This window comes from Agrobacterium pusense (genome assembly GCF_900102105.1).
GTDB classification, from domain to species: Bacteria; Pseudomonadota; Alphaproteobacteria; order Rhizobiales; family Rhizobiaceae; genus Agrobacterium; species Agrobacterium pusense.
In genome coordinates this window covers 63,267-83,474 of the sequence record NZ_FNBB01000012.1, presented here as the reverse complement: position 1 = coordinate 83,474, position 20,208 = coordinate 63,267, and the positions used below count along the sequence as shown (strand labels likewise).

Genomic DNA, 20,208 nt, shown 5'->3' with positions numbered 1-20,208 from the left:
GCGGCGGCCTGCGGTCACGCCCTGCTTATTAACCAATCAGTACATAAGGCTGAAAAGGAAGGCAATATGGCGAGCTATGACACAGCAGGACACGGCATGCCAATGCGCACATCCATTGCAACCGTATCGATCAGTGGCGAATTCCCCGAAAAGCTGGCGGCGATCGCCAAGGCCGGCTTTTCCGGCGTGGAGATTTTCGAAAACGATTTCCTGACCTATGACGCCTCCCCGCGCGAGGTAAAGGCACTGGCTGCCGACCACGGACTTGATATCACCCTGTTTCAGCCGTTCCGCGATTTCGAGGGCATGCCGGAGCCGCACCGCGCCCGCGCCTTCGAGAGAGCGCAGCGGAAATTCGACATCATGGGCGAACTCGGCACAGATCTGATGCTGATCTGCTCGAATGTCTCGCCGGTCTCGCTCGGCGGCATAGACCGCGCCGCCGCCGACTTCCATCAGCTGGGCGAACTTGCCGCAAAACATGGCGTGCGCGTGGGTTACGAGGCGCTTGCCTGGGGCCGTCACATCAGCGATCACCGCGATGCCTGGGAAGTGGTGCGCCGTGCTGACCACGCCAATGTCGGCATCATTCTCGACAGTTTCCACACGCTGTCGCGCAAGATCGATCCCAATTCCATCCGTTCCATTCCCGGCGACAAGATTTTCATCGTCCAGCTGGCCGATGCGCCGCTGATCGACATGGACCTGCTCTACTGGAGCCGCCATTTCCGCAACATGCCGGGAGAAGGCGATCTGCCTGTCGTGGATTTCATGCGCGCCGTGGCTGCAACCGGTTATAGCGGCCCGCTGTCGCTCGAGATCTTCAATGACCAGTTCCGCGGCGGCTCGGCCCGGCTGCTCGCGGAGGACGGCCACCGCTCGCTCGTCAACCTGATGGATCAGGTGCGCCGTCTTGAGCCGGATATCAGAATCGACGTGCCCGCCATGCCGGACCGGGTTGAGACGCGGGGCGTGGAGTTCGTGGAATTCACCACGGCGCCGGAAGAAAAGATCAATCTGGAGGCGCTGCTCGCCACGCTCGGTTTCGAGAAAACCGCACATCACCGCAATCGCGATGTCGACCTCTACACCCAGGGCGATATCCGCATCGTCATCAATACCAGTGATGGCGGCGACAGTTTCGCCGGGGCGTCCTATTCCATCCACGGCACCAATGCCTATGCATTCGGCCTGAAGGTCGATGACGCCAAAGCGGCGCTGGCGCGTGCTGAAGCGCTGGGTGCGCCCACCTTCGCCGAGCCGCGCAAGACGGGCGAAGTCGCCGTCCCGGCCATTCAGGGCGTGGGCAACGGTGTCATTTATTTCCTCGACGATTCGCCGGCGCTTGCTTCCATCTGGGACAATGAGTTTGCGACAGTCGGCGACAATAAACCAGCTGGCGATGCCGGGCTGAAGAGGATCGATCATCTTGCGCAAACAACGCATTACGATGAAATGCTGACGTGGCTTCTGTTCTACACCTCGCTGTTTTCTACCCGCCGCACACCGATGGTCGATGTGGTCGATCCGGGCGGGCTGGTGCGCAGCCAGGCGATTGAAAGCGTACCCTCGCCGCATTTTCGCCTGACCATGAACGGTGCCGACAATCGCAAGACCTTCGCCGGCAAATTCCTGGCTGAAGGTTTCGGCACCAGCATCCAGCACATCGCCTTCGCCACCCACGATATTTTCGCAACGGCCAAGGCGATGCAGGCGCGCGGTTTTCAGGCGCTGCCGATCTCGCGCAATTATTACGACGATCTGGAAGCGCGTTTCGGTCTGGAGCCGGAATTTTCCGATGCTCTCCGGGCTGCCAGCATCCTTTATGACCGCGACGACAATGGCGAATATTTCCAGATCTACAGCCGCACCTTCGGCGAAGGTTTCTTCTTCGAAATCATCGAAAGACGCGGGGCTTACGGCGGTTATGGTGCCATGAACGCCCCCTTCCGCATTGCCGCGCAACGACGCCTTGCGCCGCCGGTTGGCATGCCGAAGGAATAGGTCTCGGCAGCGAAATCCGAACAGGCTGCAGCCGGCAGGAATGCCGCTGCGGCCTATTCTCATTTATTCCAATGTCGTTATCTCGTAATCGCGTGGAATGACGGAGGTCGCCATAAACCACTCCGACGCCCGCGTCCGCTGCTGATGAAAATCAAAGGCGGCACGATCGGCAAAAAGCTCCTCAACCCGCCAGATCAGGGGATCGTCTGTCTCGGATACCTCGAAGGAAATGCAGCCGGGTTCCTCTCTCGTCAGACGAAGATGTTCAGGAAGGTGGCGCCGGACCAGTTCGACATCATCCTTGGACAAGCATCGTAGAAAACCCCTCAGCCTGACTGCACCTGCCCTATTGTTCATGCACGGCATTCCTATTCCTCTTCGTTCTTCTCAGCGTTTTTAGTGGCGCTACAGGCGGAATACACGCCTCTTTGCGAAGCATTGTGCAGGAACACGCGCTCAAAATCGGTGCATATGCGTATTTGTAGAGCAGTACACAAAAATTGTTCAACACTATGGACATGATTGTTCTGTTTTGTTAGCTTTTTCCATAAAACAAGGGCGGGGGAGAATAAGGTTTCATGCGCATTGTCGAATTGGCATCCGGCGTTTCGCGTCGGGTGGCTGCCATGGATGTAACCGGCACGGCTGCGGCGGCACTGCGGCTATTAATGCGGGGCATCGATTGTCGCGCGGCTCCCCGTGAAAAAGCATCCTGAAGATGCGATCTCACCCGACATTTTCGACATTCCCGCCTGGCGTTGCGCCAAGCTCGCCTGCCCATCGCCCTTTTCCTTTTCCAGACCACCGCGCCGCTTCACCGGCGCAGGCCACGCCGGAGACACTGACATGACTGCCGCAAACGCAAACGCCCTGCTGTCCGTCGAAGGCCTGAGCGTCGAGTTTGGCAACAGCCGCGTCGTGGACGATATTTCCTTTCGCGTCGAGCCCGGCCGCACAGTGGCGATCGTCGGCGAATCCGGATCGGGAAAATCGGTCACGTCGCTCTCCACCATGCGCCTTGCGGACATGATGGGCGCGACCTATCCGACAGGCAAAATCCTGTTTGAAGGCAGGGACTTGCTGAAGGCCTCTCAGAAAGAGATGCGCTCGATCCGCGGCAAGGAGATCGCCATGATCTTCCAGGAGCCGATGACCTCGCTCAACCCCGTCTTCACCATCGGCGACCAGATCTGCGAAGTGCTTGTGCTGCATGAGAAGATGGGTAAGCAGGCAGCGATGGCAGAAGCACAGAAGCTTCTCGAAATGGTGCGCCTGCCCGATGCAGCCGAGCTTCTGAAGCGATACCCGCACCAGCTTTCCGGCGGCATGCGCCAGCGTGTGATGATTGCCATGGCGCTCGCCTGTCGCCCGAAGCTTCTCATTGCCGACGAACCGACGACGGCGCTCGACGTGACCATTCAGGCGCAGATCCTCAACATCATGCGCGACCTGCAAAAGAAGCTCGGCATGGGCATGGTCTTCATCACCCATGACATGGGCGTGGTGGCGGAAATGGCCGATGACGTCGTCGTCATGTGGAAGGGCAAAAAGGTCGAGGAAGGTCCGGTCAAGGATATCTTCGCCAATCCGCAGCACCCTTACACGCGCGCCCTGCTTTCCGCCGTTCCGCGCCTTGGCAGCATGGAAGGTGAAGCCTTCCCGAAGCGCCTGCCGCTCACGGTGCTGCAGGATGGCCAGCCGGTCGTGATCGGTGAAGAGCGCGTGCAAAATACCGCGAAATACGACCAGAAACCGCTTCTGTCGGTCAAGGACCTGTTCGTGCGCTTCGATATCCGCAAGAACCTGTTCGGCAAGGCAACGCACCGGTGCAGCGCCGTGCAGAAGGTCAGTTTCGATATTCATGCCGGCGAAACGCTGGCGCTGGTGGGAGAATCCGGCTCTGGCAAATCCACCATCGGCCGCACCATCCAGCAGTTGCAGTCGGCCATCTCGGGCGAAATAACCTTCAACGGCCGCAGCTTTGCACAGATGTCGGCGGCGGAACGCTTCCGCATGCGTCAGGAAGTGCAATATATCTTCCAGGACCCCTTCGCCTCGCTCGATCCACGCAAGACGGTTGGTTTTTCGATTGCCGAGCCGATCAACACCCATGGTTTGATCAATGATCAGAAAGCCGTAAAGCGGCGGGTGGATGAATTGCTGGAGCGTGTGGGCCTCTCCTCCGAGCACGCCGCGCGGTATCCGCACGAGTTTTCCGGTGGCCAGCGCCAGCGTGTCTGCATTGCCCGCGCGCTCGCTTCCGATCCGAAGCTCATCATTGCCGACGAGGCGCTGTCGGCGCTCGATGTTTCCATTCAGGCGCAGATCATCAATCTGTTCATGGATTTGCAGGCCGAGCGCGGGCTCGCCTATCTCTTCATCAGCCATGACATGGCTGTCGTGGAAAAGATGAGCCACCGCGTCGCCGTGCTTTATCTCGGCCAGATCATGGAAATGGGCAGCCGCCGCCAGGTCTTCGAAACGCCGACCCATGATTATACCCGCCGCCTGCTATCGGCCGTGCCGGTGGCCGATCCGACCATCGAGCGCCGCATCGCCATGATCGAGGGCGAAATTCCCAATCCCGTGCGCCGTGTCGGCGATGAGCCGGCCATTCTCGCCCATGAGGAAATCAATCCGGGCCACTTCATCGCGAAGAGCGCCTGAATAACAACCAGAACCACAACCATCTGAAGAGGAACAGGTAGATGACAATGATCAAGAAGGGGATGACGACAACGTTCGTCGCGCTTGCCATGGCCGCAACGGCCTTGACCGCCGCACCGGCTCTTGCCGCCGGCAAGATGACCATTTCCAGCCCGCAGGATCCGGGCAGCTGGGATCCGATCGACACCTTCCTCGTTCAATGGGCGGCTGTCGCCACCAACATCTTCGATGGCCTCACCTATCGCGGCCCGGACCTGAAGGTCGTGCCCGGCCTCGCCGAATCCTGGGAAGAGCTGGATGAAGGCAAGCGCATCCGCTTCAAGCTGCGCCAGAACGTCAAGTTCCACAATGGCGAGCCCTTCAACGCCGCCGCCGTCAAGTTCACCTTCGAGCGCCTTCTTGGCGAACAGGGTGCCAAGGGCCCGCAGCGCTCCAACTATGTCGCCATCGAAAGCGTCGATGTCATCGACGACTACACCGTCGACATGAAGCTGAAGGCGCCGGATCCGGTTCTGCTCACCAAGCTTGCCGGTTATGGCGGCATGATCGTGCCGCCGAAATATATCCAGGAAAAGGGTGAGGACAACTTCAACCTCAACCCAATCGGCACCGGCGCGTTCAAATTCGTATCCTATGCACCGAAGACCAACATCAAGCTTGAAGCCAACCCGGATTACTGGGGCGGCGCACCGAAGCTTTCCGAACTGGAATACCGCTTCATTTCAGAGCCGGCGACCGCCGTTGCCGAATTGCAGGCAGGCCGCGTCGATCTCGTCATTCCGCCCACCATCCCGATCGGCATGATCCCGGTCATCGAAGGCGATTCCAAGCTTCAGATCGTCAGCGTTCCCGGCCCGACGGTCGACGCGCTGCGTTTCAACACCCGTGACGGCATCACCGCCGATCCGAAGGTCCGCAAGGCCATCATCATGGCCGTCGACCGCGGCACCATCGTCAAGTCGATCCTTGCCGGCCAGGCATCGGAAATCGCAAGCTTCCAGAGCGCGCTGTCCTTCGGTTACGATCCGGAACTAAAGCCGCTGCCTTACGATCCTGAAGGCGCGAAAAAGCTGCTCGCAGAAGCCGGCGTCAAGCCGGGTGCGGCGCTGCAGATCGACATCCGCGGCAATGACGCGACGATGAACGAGGTGGCGCAGGTCATTTCCAGCTACCTCTCCATGGTTGGCATCACCGCTACCATCAAGCCCTATGAAACCAACGTTCTCCTGAACGACATCATTCCGCAGGGCAAGACCGGCGCGATGTTCCAGCAGAAATGGGGCGGCTGGACCTTCGATTACGATAACACCGCCTATTCCATGTATCACTCGGGTGAAAAGTGGAACCCCTATGACAAGGACGAAAAGCTGGACAAGCTCTTGGAATCCCAGCGTCCGCTGACGGACCGCGCCGAGCGCGAAAAGATTCTCAAGGAAATCGGCAGCTACACCGCCGAACGCGCGCTGGAAATCCCGCTCTACAACACCAATGCCATTTACGGCATCAACAAACGGGTCAAGGGTTTTGTCGCACCGCCTGACAATCGCCTGAAACTGACCGACGTTACCGTCGAATAATCAGGCTGGTTTCTGATCAACACACCTTGCCCGCCGCAATGCGGGCAAGGCCGGGTCTCTCTTCAAGGTAAAAAACGTGGCCGGTTTCCTCATCAAGCGATTGCTGCAGGCGATTTTTGTCGTCATCGCCATCACCCTTCTCGTTTCTTTCGCCATCCGCCTGACGGGTGACCCCGCCGTCACCATGTTCCAGGGCGGCGGCAGCATGACTGAAGATGATCTGGCGCGCATCCGTGCGGCGCTCGGCACCGACCGGCCGTTCTTCGTGCAATATTTCAGCTTCCTGAAGGGCCTTCTGACGCTCGATTTCGGCCGCAGCTTCACCGGCAGCACGCCGGTCTCGCGCCTGATCGCCGATGCCCTGCCCGCCACGCTGCTCTTGGCCTTCATCTCCATGGCGGTGTCGATTGCGCTGTCCATCCCGCTCGGCATCAAGGCCGCAACATCGCGCGGGAAGACGGCCGATCAGGTGATCCGCATCTTCTCGCTTATCGGCCTTTCCTTCCCGAATTTCTGGCTGGCCACCATGCTGGTGCTGCTGTTCTCCATCACGCTCGGCTGGCTGCCGCCAAGCGGCATGGGCGGTTTTGCGAGCTACATCATGCCCGCGGTCACCATGGGTGTGATCCTTACTGCCACCAATGTACGCCTTGTGCGCACGGCAATGCTCGATACGCTGCGTTCTCAATACGTCATGGTGGCGCGCGCCAAGGGGCTCAGTGAAAGCAAGGTTCTCTACAAACATGCGCTGCGCAACTGCGCCATTCCGCTCATCACCTATTTCGGCCTGCAATTTGGCGGGCTGCTGGGCGGTATCGTCGTTATCGAGCGTGTCTTCAACTGGCCGGGCCTCGGCACGCTCGCCTTCGACGCGGTCGGCGCGCGCGATTATCCCGTGCTTCAGGCCGTCATCACCGTGCTGTCGCTGATGATCGTCGGCATCAACCTTCTGGTCGATATCGCCTATGGGCTTGTCGATCCGCGCATCCGCACGGAGTAAGTGACGATGGCTGCCAAAACCTCGCGTCTCGCGCGCTTCACCAATCTCGAATTCGTCCTCGGCGCGTCGCTGACGACAATCATCTGCCTTGCCGTCATCTTTTCCGATGTGCTGTTTCCTGGCGGGGCCGACAAGATCGACCTGATGGCGCGCCTTGCCAAACCCTTCGCCAATGCCGCCCATCCCCTCGGCACCGATCCGCTCGGGCGTGATGTGCTCGCCCGCGTCGTCGCAGGTGGCAAGATTTCGCTGCTGGTCGGTTTCACCTCGGTCATCGGTGCTGTCATCTTCGGCGTCGCGGTTGGGCTTGTCGCCGGTTACTATCGCGGCTTCTGGGATATGCTGGTCATGCGCTTTGCCGATATCCAGCTCGCCATGCCCTTCATCCTGCTCGCCATCACCTTCATCGCAATTGTCGGCGGCAGTCTCACCAACACCATCATCCTCCTGATCGTCTCGCAATGGGTGCAATATGCCCGTCTCGTGCGCGGATCGGTGCTGACGCTCAGGGAGCGGGAATTCATTCTTTCCGCCCGCGCCATCGGCGTGAAAGACTGGCGCATCATCCTTCAGCACCTGCTGCCGAACCTCATCGGCCCGGTCATCGTGCTGATGACGCTCAACGTCGCCAACAACATCCTGCTGGAAAGCAGCCTCACCTTCCTCGGTCTCGGCGTTGATCCGACAATTCCGAGCTGGGGCGGCATGCTGGCGGATGGGCGTACCTATCTGCAGACGGCATGGTGGGTTAGCGTCTTTCCCGGCCTTGCGATTCTTCTGACCGTGCTTGGCCTCAACCTTCTCGGCGACTGGCTGCGCGACAGCCTCGACCCAACAGGCAGAACCTCGAGGTAACCGTGATGAGCCAGATTTTCGACCAGACCTTCGAACGCACGCTGGACGCGCTTGTCGCCAAAGCCGAGCCCGGCCAGTCCTTCGAGGCATGGACCTTCGATGACGCCAAAAGCCGCCGCGAGACTGAAGAGAGGCTGAAGAAAAAAGGCATCTGCGCCCGCATCCGCAGCGCCTACAAGCCGCTTCTCTTCACCTTTCTGGAAGAGATCAATCTGGATGGCGTCGACGCCATCGAAGTGCGTTACCCGGTGCACGAAAACGCCCCCTCCAACCGTTTCCGGCTGGAGGCCTATCCGCTGGCGGCGCTGGTGGGCGACGCGAAGCTGGATTTCATCGCCCGCGAGGACGGCAGTTTCCATTATGAGGTGACGCTGAGCCGCCGTGGCAAGACGGAAACTCTGAAGGTTCTGGCTCCGAACCGGGTTCATACCGATATCGTCGGCGAAACCAATGTCTCGCCAACCGGCTGGTTCCGGCTTGCCGGTGATGCCTCGGGCGAGCGACTGGAGACGGATTACGAACAGCTTTTTGAAGCGGCAATCAGTGCCGTCGCCAACCACGGCTGGGGCGATGAAGAGCCCTATTTCGAGGAACTGAACATCCGTGTTACCCATCCGGCAGAAGATCTGCCTCTTTCCGTTGGTGATGAGGTCGTCAGCCTGCGCGAAGCGCTGCACGAGGATTTCTATTTCTCGCTGCTGGAGTTCTTTCAGAAAAAATCCGGCCGACCGCTGGGTGACCGTGGCCTCAAGCCCGGCCAGATCGTACCGGAAATCGTCAAAAGCGAAGGCGAGATCACCCTTCACATCGAGACCCGCCCGCTCACAACCGCCTTCCTCGATGGCGGCGAGCAACCGATCGATGAGGCGCGCGAACCGGTTGCGGCAGGCCAGCTCGCAGGGCTGCTTGAGGAAATCGGCGGCGAGGCATTCCAGGCGCGCTCCCGCTCCGGCCGCATCCTTTCCGCCCGTTATCTCGCCGGCAGCGATGCCGCGGTGATGATCAGCGGCGGCCAGCACCCCAACGAGACGACGGGCATCGTCGGCGCCATCCGCGCCGCCCGCAAACTCGCTGATCGCAAGGGCGCGCATTTCACCATCTCGCCGCTGGAAAATCCTGACGGTTACGCCCTGCATCAGCGTCTGCGCGTCGATAATCCGCGCCACATGCATCATGCGGCGCGGTACACCGCCCTTGGCGATGACCTCGAATATCGCACGCCGGAAAATTCGGCTGCGCATCTGAACGAGAAGGAAATCCGTTTCAAGGCGCAGGAAATGAGCGGCGCCAGTTTGCATGTGAACCTGCACGGGTATCCTTCACATGAGTGGACCCGGCCTCTGTCCGGTTATGTGCCGCGCAATTTCGCCATGTGGACGCTGCCGAAGGGTTTCTTCCTCATCATCCGCCACCATGCGGACTGGGAAAGCCGAGCGGAAGCCCTGCTGGACAAGGTAACCCGCCATCTCGGCGCCATTCCCGGCCTGCTCGACTACAATAACCGCCAGATCGCGCTTTATGAAATCCACGCCGGCGAAACCGGTTTCCGCATCATCAACGGCTTTCCGTGCCTGTCGTCCATCGATGACCGCCACACCGTGCCGATGACGCTGATCACCGAATATCCCGACGAAACCATCTATGGCACGGATTTCATCACCGGCCACACGGCGCAAATGGAAACGGTGCTGTCCGCCTACGATGCCTGGCAGGAAATCCTGTCGCCGCAAGTGGCCTGATACGGCAACCGCCCCGGGCGGGCGGTTCACTTCCCCGGCGTTGTCGCAGCCAGTTTCTGATCGCGCTGTTTTTGCAGCAGCTTCTTGCCCTTGCTGAGAATATGCAGGTTGGCGGCATCAAGCTTGTTATATCCCGCCTGGATAATATCGAGATCGGCCACATGGCCGATGGCGGCCAGCTTGTACATCACGTCGCCAACGGCCACGTCGATGGTCGGTGCAGGTGATGACACGGCGTCCTTGACGGCCGCTTCCACATCCTCCATCGCACCACCCATGGCATGATAAAGCGTCAGCGCCTTGCGCAGAAATGCTTCACGACGCTCGATCCGGTTGTTGAGCCTGTTTTCTCCAACGCGATTGCGCATCAGCTCAACAGCTTTATTCTGATATTCGCCCATCAAGACACCAAATAACGTTCTAAATATGCTTGGGGAGACTACGAAAAATCCCCTTAGAACTGGTTAAAGCTCTGGTTGCGGGACGGCCGGTCGCGCGGTTGCAGGCGACATTTGCCCCGAACTGTTAGACCGCGAAGACCAAGGCGATGTGGAGCTGAAAAAGGGGCAGGCGCCGGGCTGATTTCCCGATCCGATATGGGCAAGGCGTCAAAGACGCGGTATTGATAACCGTCAGGTTATTTATTACCCCCCTTATTTCATTTTACTTTGATATTCTTAATCATCAATCTGGCAGCCTGGACCGGTGGATGGGAGCCACAGGCGAATTTGGAGGAAACCATGAAATTTCGGATCACCGTGGCGATAGCGGCCATCTGTTTCAGCTCTGCCGCTTATGCAGAAACGATCAAGGTGGGCGTTGTCGGCCCGTTCTCCGGCCCGTTTGCGCTGCAGGGCAAGAACTTCAAGGCCGGCATCGATGCCTGGTTTGCCCTTCACGGCAACAAGGTCGGCAATGACACGGTGGAGGTCGTCTATCGCGATGTGCCGCAGGCCGATCCGGCGCAATCCAAGGCACTGGCGCAGGATCTGGTGGTGAAGGAAGGCGTGCAATATCTTGCCGGCTTCTATTTTACCCCTGACGCCATGGCCGTCACACCCCTGCTGAAGCAGGGCAACGTGCCGATGGTGGTCATGAATGCCGCCACCTCGGCCATCGTGACCAAGAGCCCCTATGTGGTGCGCACGTCGTTCACCACCTGGCAGACTTCCACCCCCATCGCCAAGGTGGCCTTTGACGGCGGCGTGAAGAAGGTCATCTCACTGGTCAGCGATTATGGCCCGGGCGTCGATGCCGAAAATGCTTTCAAGGCGGCCTTCACCGCTGCCGGCGGCGAAGTGGTTGAAACCATCCGCATGCCGCTTTCCACCAATGATTTCAGTCCCATCATGCAACGTGTGAAGGATTCCGGCGCACAGGGTGTTTTCGCCTTCCTGCCATCGGGCCCGACCACGCTCGGTTTCGTCAAGGCCTTCAACGACAACGGCCTGAAATCCGCAGGCGTCAAGCTCTTCGCGCCGGGTGATCTGACGCAGGAATCCGACCTGCCGGCGCTCGGGGAAGCCGCACTCGGCATGCAGACGACCTTCCATTATGCCATCTCGCATGATTCACCCGAGAACAAGACCTTCGTGGAAGCCGCAACCAAGGCAATCGGCAATCCGAAGGAACTCTCCTTCCCTTCCGTCGGCGCCTTTGACGGCATGTATGTCATCAGCAAGATGATCGAGGCCACTGGCGGCAAGCAGGATGCGGAAAAGGCGGTTGAGGCAGTCAAGGGCCTTTCCTGGACAAGCCCGCGCGGCCCGGTCAGCATCGACCCGGAAAGCCGCCACATCACGCAGAACATCTATCTGCGCGAAGTAGCCAAGGCCGATGACGGCAGCTATTACAACAAGGAAGTCCAGACCTTCGAAAAACAGGGCGATCCGGGTCTCGCCGCCGCGAAGTAACGGCCAGACAGGACAATATTGCCGGGCCGCCAGTGGCGGCCCGTTTCCGGCCCGGACGGGCATTGCAGCACCGGGAGGAGTTTCTTCATCATGCAGACGGTCTTCAGCATCCTCATCGATGCGCTTGCCTATGGCATGGTCCTGTTCATCATATCCATCGGCCTTTCGGTCACCATGGGGCTGATGCGCGTGGTCAATCTGGCGCACGGCGCTTTCGCCATGATCGGCGGTTATCTCGCCTCCTATGCCGCCCACGGACTGGGTCTCGGTTATGCGGCTGCGATCCTCGTCGCGATCGTCGGCACCATCGTCATCGCCATACCGCTCGAACGTTTCCTTTATCGCCGCATCTATGGCGCGCCGGAACTGACACAGGTGCTGATGACCATCGGCATCACCTTCTGCATCATTGGCATCGCAAACTTCGTTTTCGGCCCGACGCTGAAGACCATTCCGCTGCCGCAGCAGCTGGCCGGCCCCACCGATCTTGGCTTCCGCACCATCGCCACCCACCGCATCTTCGCCATTGTCTGCGGTCTTGCCGTGGCCGGCGCGCTGTGGTTCACCTTTGAAAAGACCGCCTTCGGCATCAAGCTGCGCGCGGCGGTCGATAATGCCGCCATGGCCGCAGCCCTCGGCGTGCGCACCGAAATCATCTATGCCGTCAGCTTCGCCATCGCCGTCGGACTAGCCGCCATGGGCGGCGTCATCGGCGCGGAACTGCTGCCGGTGGAACCCTATTATGCCCTGCGCTACATGGTCACCTTTCTGGTCGTGGTTTCCGTTGGTGGCGCGGGCTCCATTCCCGGCGCGTTGATCGCCTGTCTGCTGCTCGGCGCCATCGATACGACCGGGCGATATCTTGCGCCCGAATATGGCGAATTCTTCTTTTATCTGGCGGTCATCGTGATCATCACGCTGTTCCCGCGCGGCCTTCTTGGAAGGGCGAAATGAGATGGCGGTGCTCATGAACGACGTGACTGAAACGGCAGACATTCCGAAGGCGCGCTCACCGCTGCGCACGCTCGCGGGGCCGCTCCTCATCATCGCCGCCGCTGTTGCCGGTTATTACCTGTTTCCGGATAATCTGGCGCTTCTGACACGCATCATAGCCATTGCGCTTCTGGTGCTGTCGATCGATCTCGTCACCGGTTATTGCGGCGTCGCCACGCTTGGCCATGCCGCCCTCTTCGGCGCCGGCGCTTATGCCGCCGGCATCGCCGCCGCCCATTTTGAAATCACCGACCCGCTTCTCATGACCGTCATCGGCGCGGCAGCGGGCGGCGTGGCCGGGCTGCTTTCCGGCGCGGTGCTGCTGCGTGCCCACGGGCTTCCACAGCTTGTGCTATCCATCGCCGTCATCCACCTGTTCCACGAGGCGGCGAACAAGGCTTCAGGCTGGACCGGCGGCAGCGACGGTCTTGCCGGCGTTTCGCCGGACGCGCTGTTCGGCACCTTCGAATTCGACCTCTTCGGCCGCACCGCCTATATCTATGGTGTCTGCCTGCTGCTTGTCGTCTTCCTCGCCCTAAAGGTGGTCGTCAATTCACCCTTCGGCATGTTGTGCCGCGGCGTCAAACAGGACAGCATCCGCATTCAGGCCATGGGCGGCGCCGTCAATGGCACAATCCTGAAGATGTTCGTTATCTCAGGCATCGTCGCCGGCATTGGTGGTGCGCTTAACGCCATCTCCACGCAGGTCGTCGGCCTGGACAGCCTCAGCTTCACGCTATCGGCCGAGGGGCTGGTCATGCTGGTGCTCGGTGGCGCGGGTTCCCTTTACGGCGCGCTGATCGGCACCGTCACCTTCATGTGGTTTGAAGACGTGGTTTCCGCCGCCAACCCGTTTCACTGGCTCACCATTGTCGGCCTGCTGCTGATCGCCGTCGTGCTCTTCGCGCCGCGCGGCCTTTATGGCGCAGGCGAACAAATCATCGCGCGTCTCCGGGGAGGTCGCAAATGAGCGCCATTTTCGAAGTCTCCGGCCTGCAGAAAAATTTCGGCGGCCTCGTCGTCACCAACAACGTCTCGCTGTCGCTTTCGCCGGGAGACCGGACGGTACTCATCGGCCCCAATGGCGCCGGCAAGACGACCTTTGTCAATCTCGTCACCGGCAATATCAAACCGTCAGCCGGTACGGTGCGCATCGCCGGCGAGGATGTGACGGGCCTCAGCGCCAGCCAGCGCGTGAAACGCGGGCTCGTACGTTCCTTCCAGGTTACCAGGCTGTTTCAGGACATGACGCCAGAGGAGCACGTGGCGCTCGCCATTCTCCAGCGTGAGGGCAAGACCGGCCGGATTTTCGGCCGTTACCGTGCCATGCCTGCCGTGATGGGCGAAGCCCGCGACATTCTCGGCACGCTTGGCCTCACGGCCCTCGCCGAAACAAAGGTGCGCGAAATCGCTTATGGCCAGCAGCGGCTGATCGAGATCGCGCTTGCCATGGCGCTTCGCCCGAAAATCCTCTTGCTCGACGAACCTGCCGCCGGCGTGCCTTCCACAGAAACCGCGCGCATCGAACAGGCGCTTGACCGGCTGCCATCCGACCTCGCGATCCTGATGATCGAACACGACATGGATCTGGTCTTCCGTTTTGCCAAGCGCGTCGTCGTTTTGGCCGCCGGCGCCGTCATTTTCGACGGCTCGCCTGATGATGTCACCAGCAATGCGGAAGTCCGCCAAGCCTATCTGGGAAGTTACGCCGATGCCCGCAGCGCCGCTTGAAATCGTCAACCTCACGGCCGGTTATGGCCCGACAAGGGTCATCGAGGGCCTGTCGCTTTCCGTGCCATCGGGCTCGCGTTTCGCCGTGCTCGGCCGCAACGGCGTCGGCAAGACAAGCCTCTTCGCCACGCTGGCCGGCCAGACGAAGCGTTTTTCCGGCGATATCCGCATCGGGGGGCAGGAGATTGGCACCCTGCCAAGTGCTGCGCGCGCCAAGGCCGGCCTCGGTTACGTGCCACAGACCCGTGACGTGTTTCCGACGCTGACGGTGGAGGAAAACCTGTTCGTGGGCCTCAAGGGGCGACCGAAATCGGCGATCGAGGAAGCCTACACGCTGTTTCCGCGCCTCAAGGAGCGCCGCCGCAATCTCGGCTCGCAACTTTCCGGTGGCGAACAGCAGATGCTGTCCACCGCCCGCACCATTCTCGGCCAGCCGCGGGTGCTGCTGCTCGATGAACCGCTCGAAGGCCTCGCCCCCGTCATCTGCGAAGAGCTGATGGCCGCCTTCTCCAAGCTCGCGCAATCCGGCGAAATGACCATTCTTCTCGTCGAACAACGCATCCAGATGGCCATCGACTTCGCCGACCACGCCATCATCATGGAACGCGGCCGCATCGTCTGGGACGGACCGTCGAGCGAACTGGTGGAGAACCCGGATATTATCGATACGCATCTAGGCGTGGGTGGGCTGCACTAAGCCAACGTATCGCCATTGCGCGTTCATATATAATCTCCGTCATACCGGCCTTGAGCCGGCATCCAGGCACCCCAAGTCTTTGGGGTGAAGAGACCCTTCGCGCCGCGCCGACGCGCGTCGGCTGGATTCCGGCTCGAGGCCGGAGCGACGGAGGGTGACCGATCACACAAAGCCCCGCCGTCTCATCTGCCCTTCCTCCGAAAAACCCAATGGAATAAAAATTCCATTGCAGTTAAAGTGCACACGATTTCAATCTGCACCAGGGAACGACAATGACGGCAATCGAGGCGCCAGACTCCGTAAAGGCTTTTGAGGAGCGGCTGCTCCAGGTGGCGGAGGGTTTGCCGAAACGATTGCGGCAATGTGCCGATTATGTCGCCTCCAATCAGGATCGAATCGCCGTTTCCACCGTCGCCGAAATGGCTGAAGGCGCCGGCGTGCAACCCTCGGCCTTCATGCGTTTCTGCCAGATCATGGGTTTTTCCGGATTTTCGGAAATGCAGCGTCTGTTCCGTGATTCCTATGTCGGCGGCTGGCCGGATTATGCCACGCGGCTCGATCATCTGCGCGAAAAGGGTGATGAAAGCGCGTCCGGCCTGCTTGCCGAATTCGTGGAAGCCGGCCGCTCGTCGCTGGAAATGCTGCTGAAATCGGTCGACACCCGACAGCTCGATGAGGCGGTTTCCGTGCTGGCCAAGGCGCGCACCGTGCATATCGTCGGCCTGCGGCGGTCCTTCCCCATTGCCAGCTATCTGGCCTATGCCTTCGAGAAGATGAAGGTGCCGGCGGTTCTGCATAGCGCCGTGGGCGGGCTCGGCAATATCAGTGCGATTTCCCGCGACGACGCGCTGATCGCAATCACCTTTTCCCCCTACTCTACCGAGACGCTGGAACTGGCGGAAACGGCCCGCGCCAAGGGCGTTCCGGTTGTCGCCATGTCCGATTCCGCCGTCAATCCGCTAAGGAAATCCGGCGCAACGCTGCTGACGGTTACAGAGATCGATTTCGGCGCTTTCCGCTCCCTTTCGGCCACGCTCTGTCTCGCCATCACGCTGGCCGTGGCTGTGGGAACACGTAAGACGGCCTGAATATTTTTATTGAAAACGGAAAAAATAGAATTTATGATCCAAATTCATGAAACGGACATTCCACGACTGTCTTTCTCGTGACGGACATGTGAGCGGAGGAGGCTCACCGGAGCGGGGATGGCAATAGCTGGCGGCATGGTTGCCTGATCCGCTCGACACATATGAGGCAGACCGCGCCAGCGTGCGGTGCTAAGGAGGAACCTTTTGAAAAAACTTGATCTCATCACGATCGGGCGCTCGTCTGTTGACCTTTATGGGTCGCAGGTCGGTGGCCGTCTGGAGGACATGGCCTCCTTTGCCAAATATATTGGCGGCTCTCCCACGAACATCGCAGCCGGTGCTGCGCGGCTTGGCCTTAACAGCGCCGTCATCACCCGTGTCGGCGACGAGCACATGGGCCGCTTCATCCGCGAACAGCTGGTGCGCGAAGGCGTTGACGTGCGCGGCGTGAAAACCGACCCGGAGCGCCTGACCGCGCTGGTGCTGCTCGGCATTCGTGACCAGAACCAGTTTCCGCTGATTTTCTACCGCGAAAACTGTGCCGACATGGCGCTGAGCGAAGACGATATCGATCCCGCCTTCATTGCCGAGGCGGCCTGCGTCTGCGCCACCGGCACGCATCTGTCGCATCCAAGAACGGAAGCGGCCGTGCTGAAGGCCCTGAAACTTGCCCGCGAAAATGGTGCGAAAACCGCGCTCGATATCGATTACCGCCCCAATCTCTGGGGTGTGGCCGGCCATGGCGATGGCGAGAGCCGTTTCGTGGAATCGCAGAAGGTCACCGCCAAGCTGCAATCCACCCTGCATCTCTTCGATCTGATCGTCGGCACGGAAGAAGAATTCCACATTGCCGGCGGCTCGACAGATACGCTGGCCGCACTGAATGCCGTGCGCAAGGTTTCGAATGCCACGCTGGTGTGCAAGCGCGGCCCGATGGGTGCTTCGGTCTTCACCGGCGATATTCCCGCAAGCCTCGATGACGGGCAGACGGGCGAAGGTTTCCCGATCGAGGTCTTCAATGTTCTGGGCGCTGGTGACGGCTTCATGGCCGGACTGTTCCGCGGCTGGCTGCGCGGCGAAGACTGGCCGACGACGCTGAAATACGCCAATGCCTGCGGCGCCTTCGCGGTCTCCCGCCATGGCTGCACGCCTGCCTATCCAAGCTGGGAAGAGCTGCAATATTTCTTCAAGGCCGGCATTCGCAACAAGGCGCTGCGCAAGGACGAGGCGCTGGAGCAGGTGCACTGGTCCACCAACCGCAAGGGCGATTGGGAGACCATGCGCGTCTTCGCTTTCGACCATCGCATGCAGCTGGAAGCGATCGCCGACGAGCTTGGCGTCAAGCATGAGCAGATCGGCGCCTTCAAGAAGCTTTGCCTCCAGGCCGCGCAAAAAGTTTCCGGTGGTGAGCCGGGCTATGGCATTCTCTGCGACGGACGCCTTGGACGTGACGCGCTGTTTGCCGCCAGCGGCTCCGGCCTCTGGATCGGCCGTCCGGTGGAATGGCCGGGTTCCCGTCCGCTGACACTGGAACCCGATCTCGGCAAGGACTTTGGCGGGCTCGCCGAATGGCCGCTCGAAAATGTCGTCAAGGTACTTTGTTTCTATCACCCCGATGACACGGATGAGATGCGCGCTGCGCAGGAAGAGACCGTGATACGGCTGTTTGAAGCCGCACGGCGCAACCGCTTGGAAATGCTGCTGGAGATCATTCCCTCCAAGGTCGGCCCGACCGACGATCTGACCGCCGCCCGCATCATCGAGCGCTTTTACGAGATCGGCGTTTACCCGGACTGGTGGAAGCTGGAGCCGATGAAAACCACCGCGGCATGGAAGAATGCCTGCGACGCCGTTAACCGCAACGACCCTTACGTGAGGGGCATCGTCGTTCTCGGTCTCGACGCACCGCAGAGCGAACTGGAAGAAAGCTTCCGCCTTGCGGCCGGTTTCGATCTGGTCAAGGGTTTCGCGGTTGGCCGCACGATTTTTGCCGACGCCGCCCGCGGCTGGCTCTCGGGCAAGATGACCGACGAGGAAGCGGTCAAGGATATGGCGCAGCGCTATACCAGCCTGTGCCGTATTTGGGATGAGGCGCGCGCCAAAAAGGGAGAGGCAGCGTGAAGACAGCAAGATTGACGGCTGCGCAGGCCATGGTTCGTTACCTGGCAGCGCAGATGAATGAACATGGCGAAACCTATATCGCCGGCATGTGGGCGATTTTCGGCCATGGCAATGTCGCCGGCATCGGCGAAGCGCTTTACGGCATCAGGGACGAGCTGCCGACCTATCGCGGCCAGAACGAGCAGTCCATGGCCCACGCGGCCATCGCCTATTCCAAGCAGCTGCGCCGCCGCCGCGCCATGGCGGTCACCTCGTCCATCGGCCCGGGTGCCGCCAATATGGTGACGGCGGCAGCGCTGGCGCATGTCAACCGCCTGCCCGTCCTGCTCATCCCCGGCGATGTCTTCGCCAATCGTGGCCCGGACCCAGTGCTGCAACAGCTCGAAGATTTCGGCGATGGCACCATGACGGTGAATGACTGCTTCCGTCCTGTCAGCCGCTATTTCGACCGCATCATGCGCCCGGAACAGTTGCTCACCGCCCTCCCCCGCGCCATGCGCACCATGACGGACCCTGCCGATTGCGGCCCCGTCACGCTCGCCTTCTGCCAGGATGTACAGGCGGAAGCCTATGATTATCCCGAAAGCTTCTTCGAAAAGCGGGTCTGGCGCCAGCGCCGCCCCGAGCCCGACGTGGTGGAATTCGAAGAGGCCGTCGCGGCGCTGAAGGCCGCGAAGAACCCCATCATCGTTGCTGGCGGCGGCGTTCATTTCGCCGGCGCAACGGAGACGCTGAAGCGCTTTGCCGAAACCCACTCCATCCCCGTCGTCGAAACGCAGGCCGGTAAATCAGCATTGGCTTGGGATCACGATCTCAATTTCGGCCCCGTTGGCGTTACCGGTGCCGAAAGCGCCAACATCATCAGCGAAAAGGCCGATCTGGTCTTTGGTGTCGGCACCCGTTTTCAGGACTTCACCACCGGCTCCTGGGCGCTGTTCAAGAACCCGAACCGCAAGATCCTGGCGCTCAACGTCCAGCCCTATGACAGCGCCAAGCATGATGCGATCAGCCTGACGGCGGATGCCAAAATCGGGCTTGAAAAACTCTCCGCAGCCCTCGGCGCTCACCGTTTTGCAGCGCCGGATGCGGGCCTCAAGGCAGCATGGTTCGAAAAGGCCGATGCCGATACGGCGGCGCCGGGCGAAGAGCACGCAAACAGCCTGCCGACCGACATGCAGGTCATCGGTGCTGTCCAGCGCCAGTCGCGCGACAATACCGTCGTCATGTGCGCGGCCGGCACCATGCCGGGCGAGTTGCACCAGCTCTGGAAATCCAAGCTGCCGCTTTCCTATCACATGGAATACGGCTTCTCCTGCATGGGTTACGAGGTCGCCGGCGGTCTCGGCATCAAGATGGCGGAACCGGACCGGGACGTGATCGTCATGGTCGGCGATGGCTCTTACATGATGATGAATTCCGAGCTTGCCACATCGGTCGCCATGGGCGTGAAGATCACGCTCGTCATTACCGACAACAGGGGTTACGGCTGCATCAACCGTCTGCAGATGGAAACCGGCGGCGCGGAGTTCAACAACCTCTACGCCCATACCAACGTCAATCCCATCGCCATCGACTTCGTCGCCCATGCCGGCTCGATGGGCGCGGATGCACGCAAGGTTTCGACCATAACCGAACTGGAAGAGGCCCTCGCCGCCGCCCGCGCCTCCACCCGCACGACCGTCATCGTCATCGATACCGACCCCTATCCGACCCCGAGAGCCGGTGGCCACTGGTGGGATGTCGCGGTGCCTGAAGTCTCAGACCGCGCCGAAATCGGCCCGGCGCGCGCCCGTTATGAAAACCATGTCAAGGAAAGACAGTAA

General features: G+C 60.5%; 16 protein-coding genes. 14 read left to right on the top strand and 2 right to left on the bottom strand.

Translation table 11 applies throughout. The features are described from left to right. Positions 1-102: 102 nt before the first annotated feature. Positions 103-2,004 carry a bifunctional sugar phosphate isomerase/epimerase/4-hydroxyphenylpyruvate dioxygenase family protein gene (locus tag BLU28_RS21725; protein WP_077986968.1) on the top strand — a complete coding sequence of 634 codons (1,902 nt, stop codon included), beginning with the start codon at positions 103-105 and terminating at the stop codon, positions 2,002-2,004. A 63-nt stretch (positions 2,005-2,067) separates the two neighbouring features. On the opposite strand, the gene BLU28_RS21720 is transcribed toward BLU28_RS21725, so the two are convergent. Further along, positions 2,068-2,370, bottom strand: coding sequence for a putative quinol monooxygenase (locus BLU28_RS21720; protein WP_077986933.1), 303 nt, complete (start codon positions 2,368-2,370; stop codon positions 2,068-2,070). Positions 2,371-2,850: 480 nt separating this feature from the next. On the opposite strand from BLU28_RS21720, the gene BLU28_RS21710 reads away from it, so the two are divergent. The 5 genes from BLU28_RS21710 (at position 2,851) to BLU28_RS21690 (ending at position 9,842) form a co-directional block, all read left to right on the top strand. Then, on the top strand, positions 2,851-4,671 hold the full coding sequence (locus BLU28_RS21710; RefSeq protein ID WP_004445135.1) for an ABC transporter ATP-binding protein: 1,821 nt from the start codon (positions 2,851-2,853) through the stop codon (positions 4,669-4,671). Positions 4,672-4,712: 41 nt separating this feature from the next. Continuing rightward, the gene (locus tag BLU28_RS21705; RefSeq protein ID WP_022562725.1) at positions 4,713-6,248 is read left to right on the top strand and encodes an ABC transporter substrate-binding protein; all 1,536 of its coding nucleotides are present in this window, start codon (positions 4,713-4,715) and stop codon (positions 6,246-6,248) included. A 76-nt stretch (positions 6,249-6,324) separates the two neighbouring features. After that, positions 6,325-7,248, top strand: a complete 924-nt coding sequence (locus tag BLU28_RS21700; protein WP_004445138.1) for an ABC transporter permease — start codon at positions 6,325-6,327, stop codon at positions 7,246-7,248. A gap of 6 nt (positions 7,249-7,254) precedes the next feature. After that, positions 7,255-8,103 (top strand): ABC transporter permease, encoded by an 849-nt coding sequence (locus BLU28_RS21695; RefSeq protein WP_004445140.1) that lies wholly within the window; start codon positions 7,255-7,257, stop codon positions 8,101-8,103. A gap of 5 nt (positions 8,104-8,108) precedes the next feature. Next, complete coding sequence (locus BLU28_RS21690) at positions 8,109-9,842, top strand: M14 family metallopeptidase (protein ID WP_077986932.1); 1,734 nt, start codon at positions 8,109-8,111, stop codon at positions 9,840-9,842. A gap of 26 nt (positions 9,843-9,868) precedes the next feature. Here BLU28_RS21690 and BLU28_RS21685 read toward each other — a convergent pair whose 3' ends face one another. After that, positions 9,869-10,243, bottom strand: a complete 375-nt coding sequence (locus BLU28_RS21685) for a hypothetical protein (protein WP_006700227.1) — start codon at positions 10,241-10,243, stop codon at positions 9,869-9,871. A gap of 339 nt (positions 10,244-10,582) precedes the next feature. Here BLU28_RS21685 and BLU28_RS21680 point away from each other — a divergent pair, with 339 nt between their 5' ends. The 8 genes from BLU28_RS21680 (at position 10,583) to iolD (ending at position 20,208) form a co-directional block, all read left to right on the top strand. After that, a complete protein-coding gene (locus BLU28_RS21680; RefSeq protein WP_077986931.1) occupies positions 10,583-11,755 on the top strand; it encodes an ABC transporter substrate-binding protein in 1,173 nt (390 codons plus the stop codon). 90 nt (positions 11,756-11,845) lie between these two features. After that, on the top strand, positions 11,846-12,709 hold the full coding sequence (locus tag BLU28_RS21675) for a branched-chain amino acid ABC transporter permease (RefSeq protein WP_077986930.1): 864 nt from the start codon (positions 11,846-11,848) through the stop codon (positions 12,707-12,709). Between the two features lies 1 nt (position 12,710). Continuing rightward, positions 12,711-13,718 carry a branched-chain amino acid ABC transporter permease gene (locus BLU28_RS21670; protein ID WP_077986929.1) on the top strand — a complete coding sequence of 336 codons (1,008 nt, stop codon included), beginning with the start codon at positions 12,711-12,713 and terminating at the stop codon, positions 13,716-13,718. After that, positions 13,715-14,479: an ABC transporter ATP-binding protein gene (locus BLU28_RS21665; RefSeq protein WP_004445150.1), complete on the top strand. Its 765-nt coding sequence runs from the start codon at positions 13,715-13,717 to the stop codon at positions 14,477-14,479. The genes BLU28_RS21670 and BLU28_RS21665 overlap by 4 nt, the downstream gene beginning before the upstream one ends. Then, positions 14,460-15,176 carry an ABC transporter ATP-binding protein gene (locus BLU28_RS21660; RefSeq protein WP_004445152.1) on the top strand — a complete coding sequence of 239 codons (717 nt, stop codon included), beginning with the start codon at positions 14,460-14,462 and terminating at the stop codon, positions 15,174-15,176. Before BLU28_RS21665 ends, BLU28_RS21660 begins: the two co-directional genes overlap by 20 nt. A gap of 272 nt (positions 15,177-15,448) precedes the next feature. After that, positions 15,449-16,264 (top strand): MurR/RpiR family transcriptional regulator, encoded by an 816-nt coding sequence (locus BLU28_RS21655; protein WP_004445154.1) that lies wholly within the window; start codon positions 15,449-15,451, stop codon positions 16,262-16,264. A 204-nt stretch (positions 16,265-16,468) separates the two neighbouring features. Then, positions 16,469-18,385 (top strand): bifunctional 5-dehydro-2-deoxygluconokinase/5-dehydro-2-deoxyphosphogluconate aldolase, encoded by a 1,917-nt coding sequence (locus tag BLU28_RS21650; protein ID WP_035207171.1) that lies wholly within the window; start codon positions 16,469-16,471, stop codon positions 18,383-18,385. Then, positions 18,382-20,208 (top strand): 3D-(3,5/4)-trihydroxycyclohexane-1,2-dione acylhydrolase (decyclizing), encoded by a 1,827-nt coding sequence (gene iolD, locus BLU28_RS21645; protein WP_077986928.1) that lies wholly within the window; start codon positions 18,382-18,384, stop codon positions 20,206-20,208. The genes BLU28_RS21650 and iolD overlap by 4 nt, the downstream gene beginning before the upstream one ends.

Bases quoted from the DNA above. Each gene is read 5' to 3' on its own strand.
- BLU28_RS21655 (WP_004445154.1), top strand. From the start codon at position 15,449: ATGACGGCAATCGAGGCGCCAGACTCCGTAAAGGCTTTTGAGGAGCGG.
- BLU28_RS21690 (WP_077986932.1), top strand. From the start codon at position 8,109: ATGAGCCAGATTTTCGACCAGACCTTCGAACGCACGCTGGACGCGCTT.
- BLU28_RS21710 (WP_004445135.1), top strand. From the start codon at position 2,851: ATGACTGCCGCAAACGCAAACGCCCTGCTGTCCGTCGAAGGCCTGAGC.
- BLU28_RS21695 (WP_004445140.1), top strand. From the start codon at position 7,255: ATGGCTGCCAAAACCTCGCGTCTCGCGCGCTTCACCAATCTCGAATTC.
- BLU28_RS21720 (WP_077986933.1), bottom strand. From the start codon at position 2,370: ATGCCGTGCATGAACAATAGGGCAGGTGCAGTCAGGCTGAGGGGTTTT.
- BLU28_RS21660 (WP_004445152.1), top strand. From the start codon at position 14,460: ATGCCCGCAGCGCCGCTTGAAATCGTCAACCTCACGGCCGGTTATGGC.
- BLU28_RS21665 (WP_004445150.1), top strand. From the start codon at position 13,715: ATGAGCGCCATTTTCGAAGTCTCCGGCCTGCAGAAAAATTTCGGCGGC.
- BLU28_RS21675 (WP_077986930.1), top strand. From the start codon at position 11,846: ATGCAGACGGTCTTCAGCATCCTCATCGATGCGCTTGCCTATGGCATG.
- BLU28_RS21725 (WP_077986968.1), top strand. From the start codon at position 103: ATGCGCACATCCATTGCAACCGTATCGATCAGTGGCGAATTCCCCGAA.
- BLU28_RS21685 (WP_006700227.1), bottom strand. From the start codon at position 10,243: ATGGGCGAATATCAGAATAAAGCTGTTGAGCTGATGCGCAATCGCGTT.
- BLU28_RS21680 (WP_077986931.1), top strand. From the start codon at position 10,583: ATGAAATTTCGGATCACCGTGGCGATAGCGGCCATCTGTTTCAGCTCT.
- BLU28_RS21705 (WP_022562725.1), top strand. From the start codon at position 4,713: ATGACAATGATCAAGAAGGGGATGACGACAACGTTCGTCGCGCTTGCC.
- BLU28_RS21670 (WP_077986929.1), top strand. From the start codon at position 12,711: ATGGCGGTGCTCATGAACGACGTGACTGAAACGGCAGACATTCCGAAG.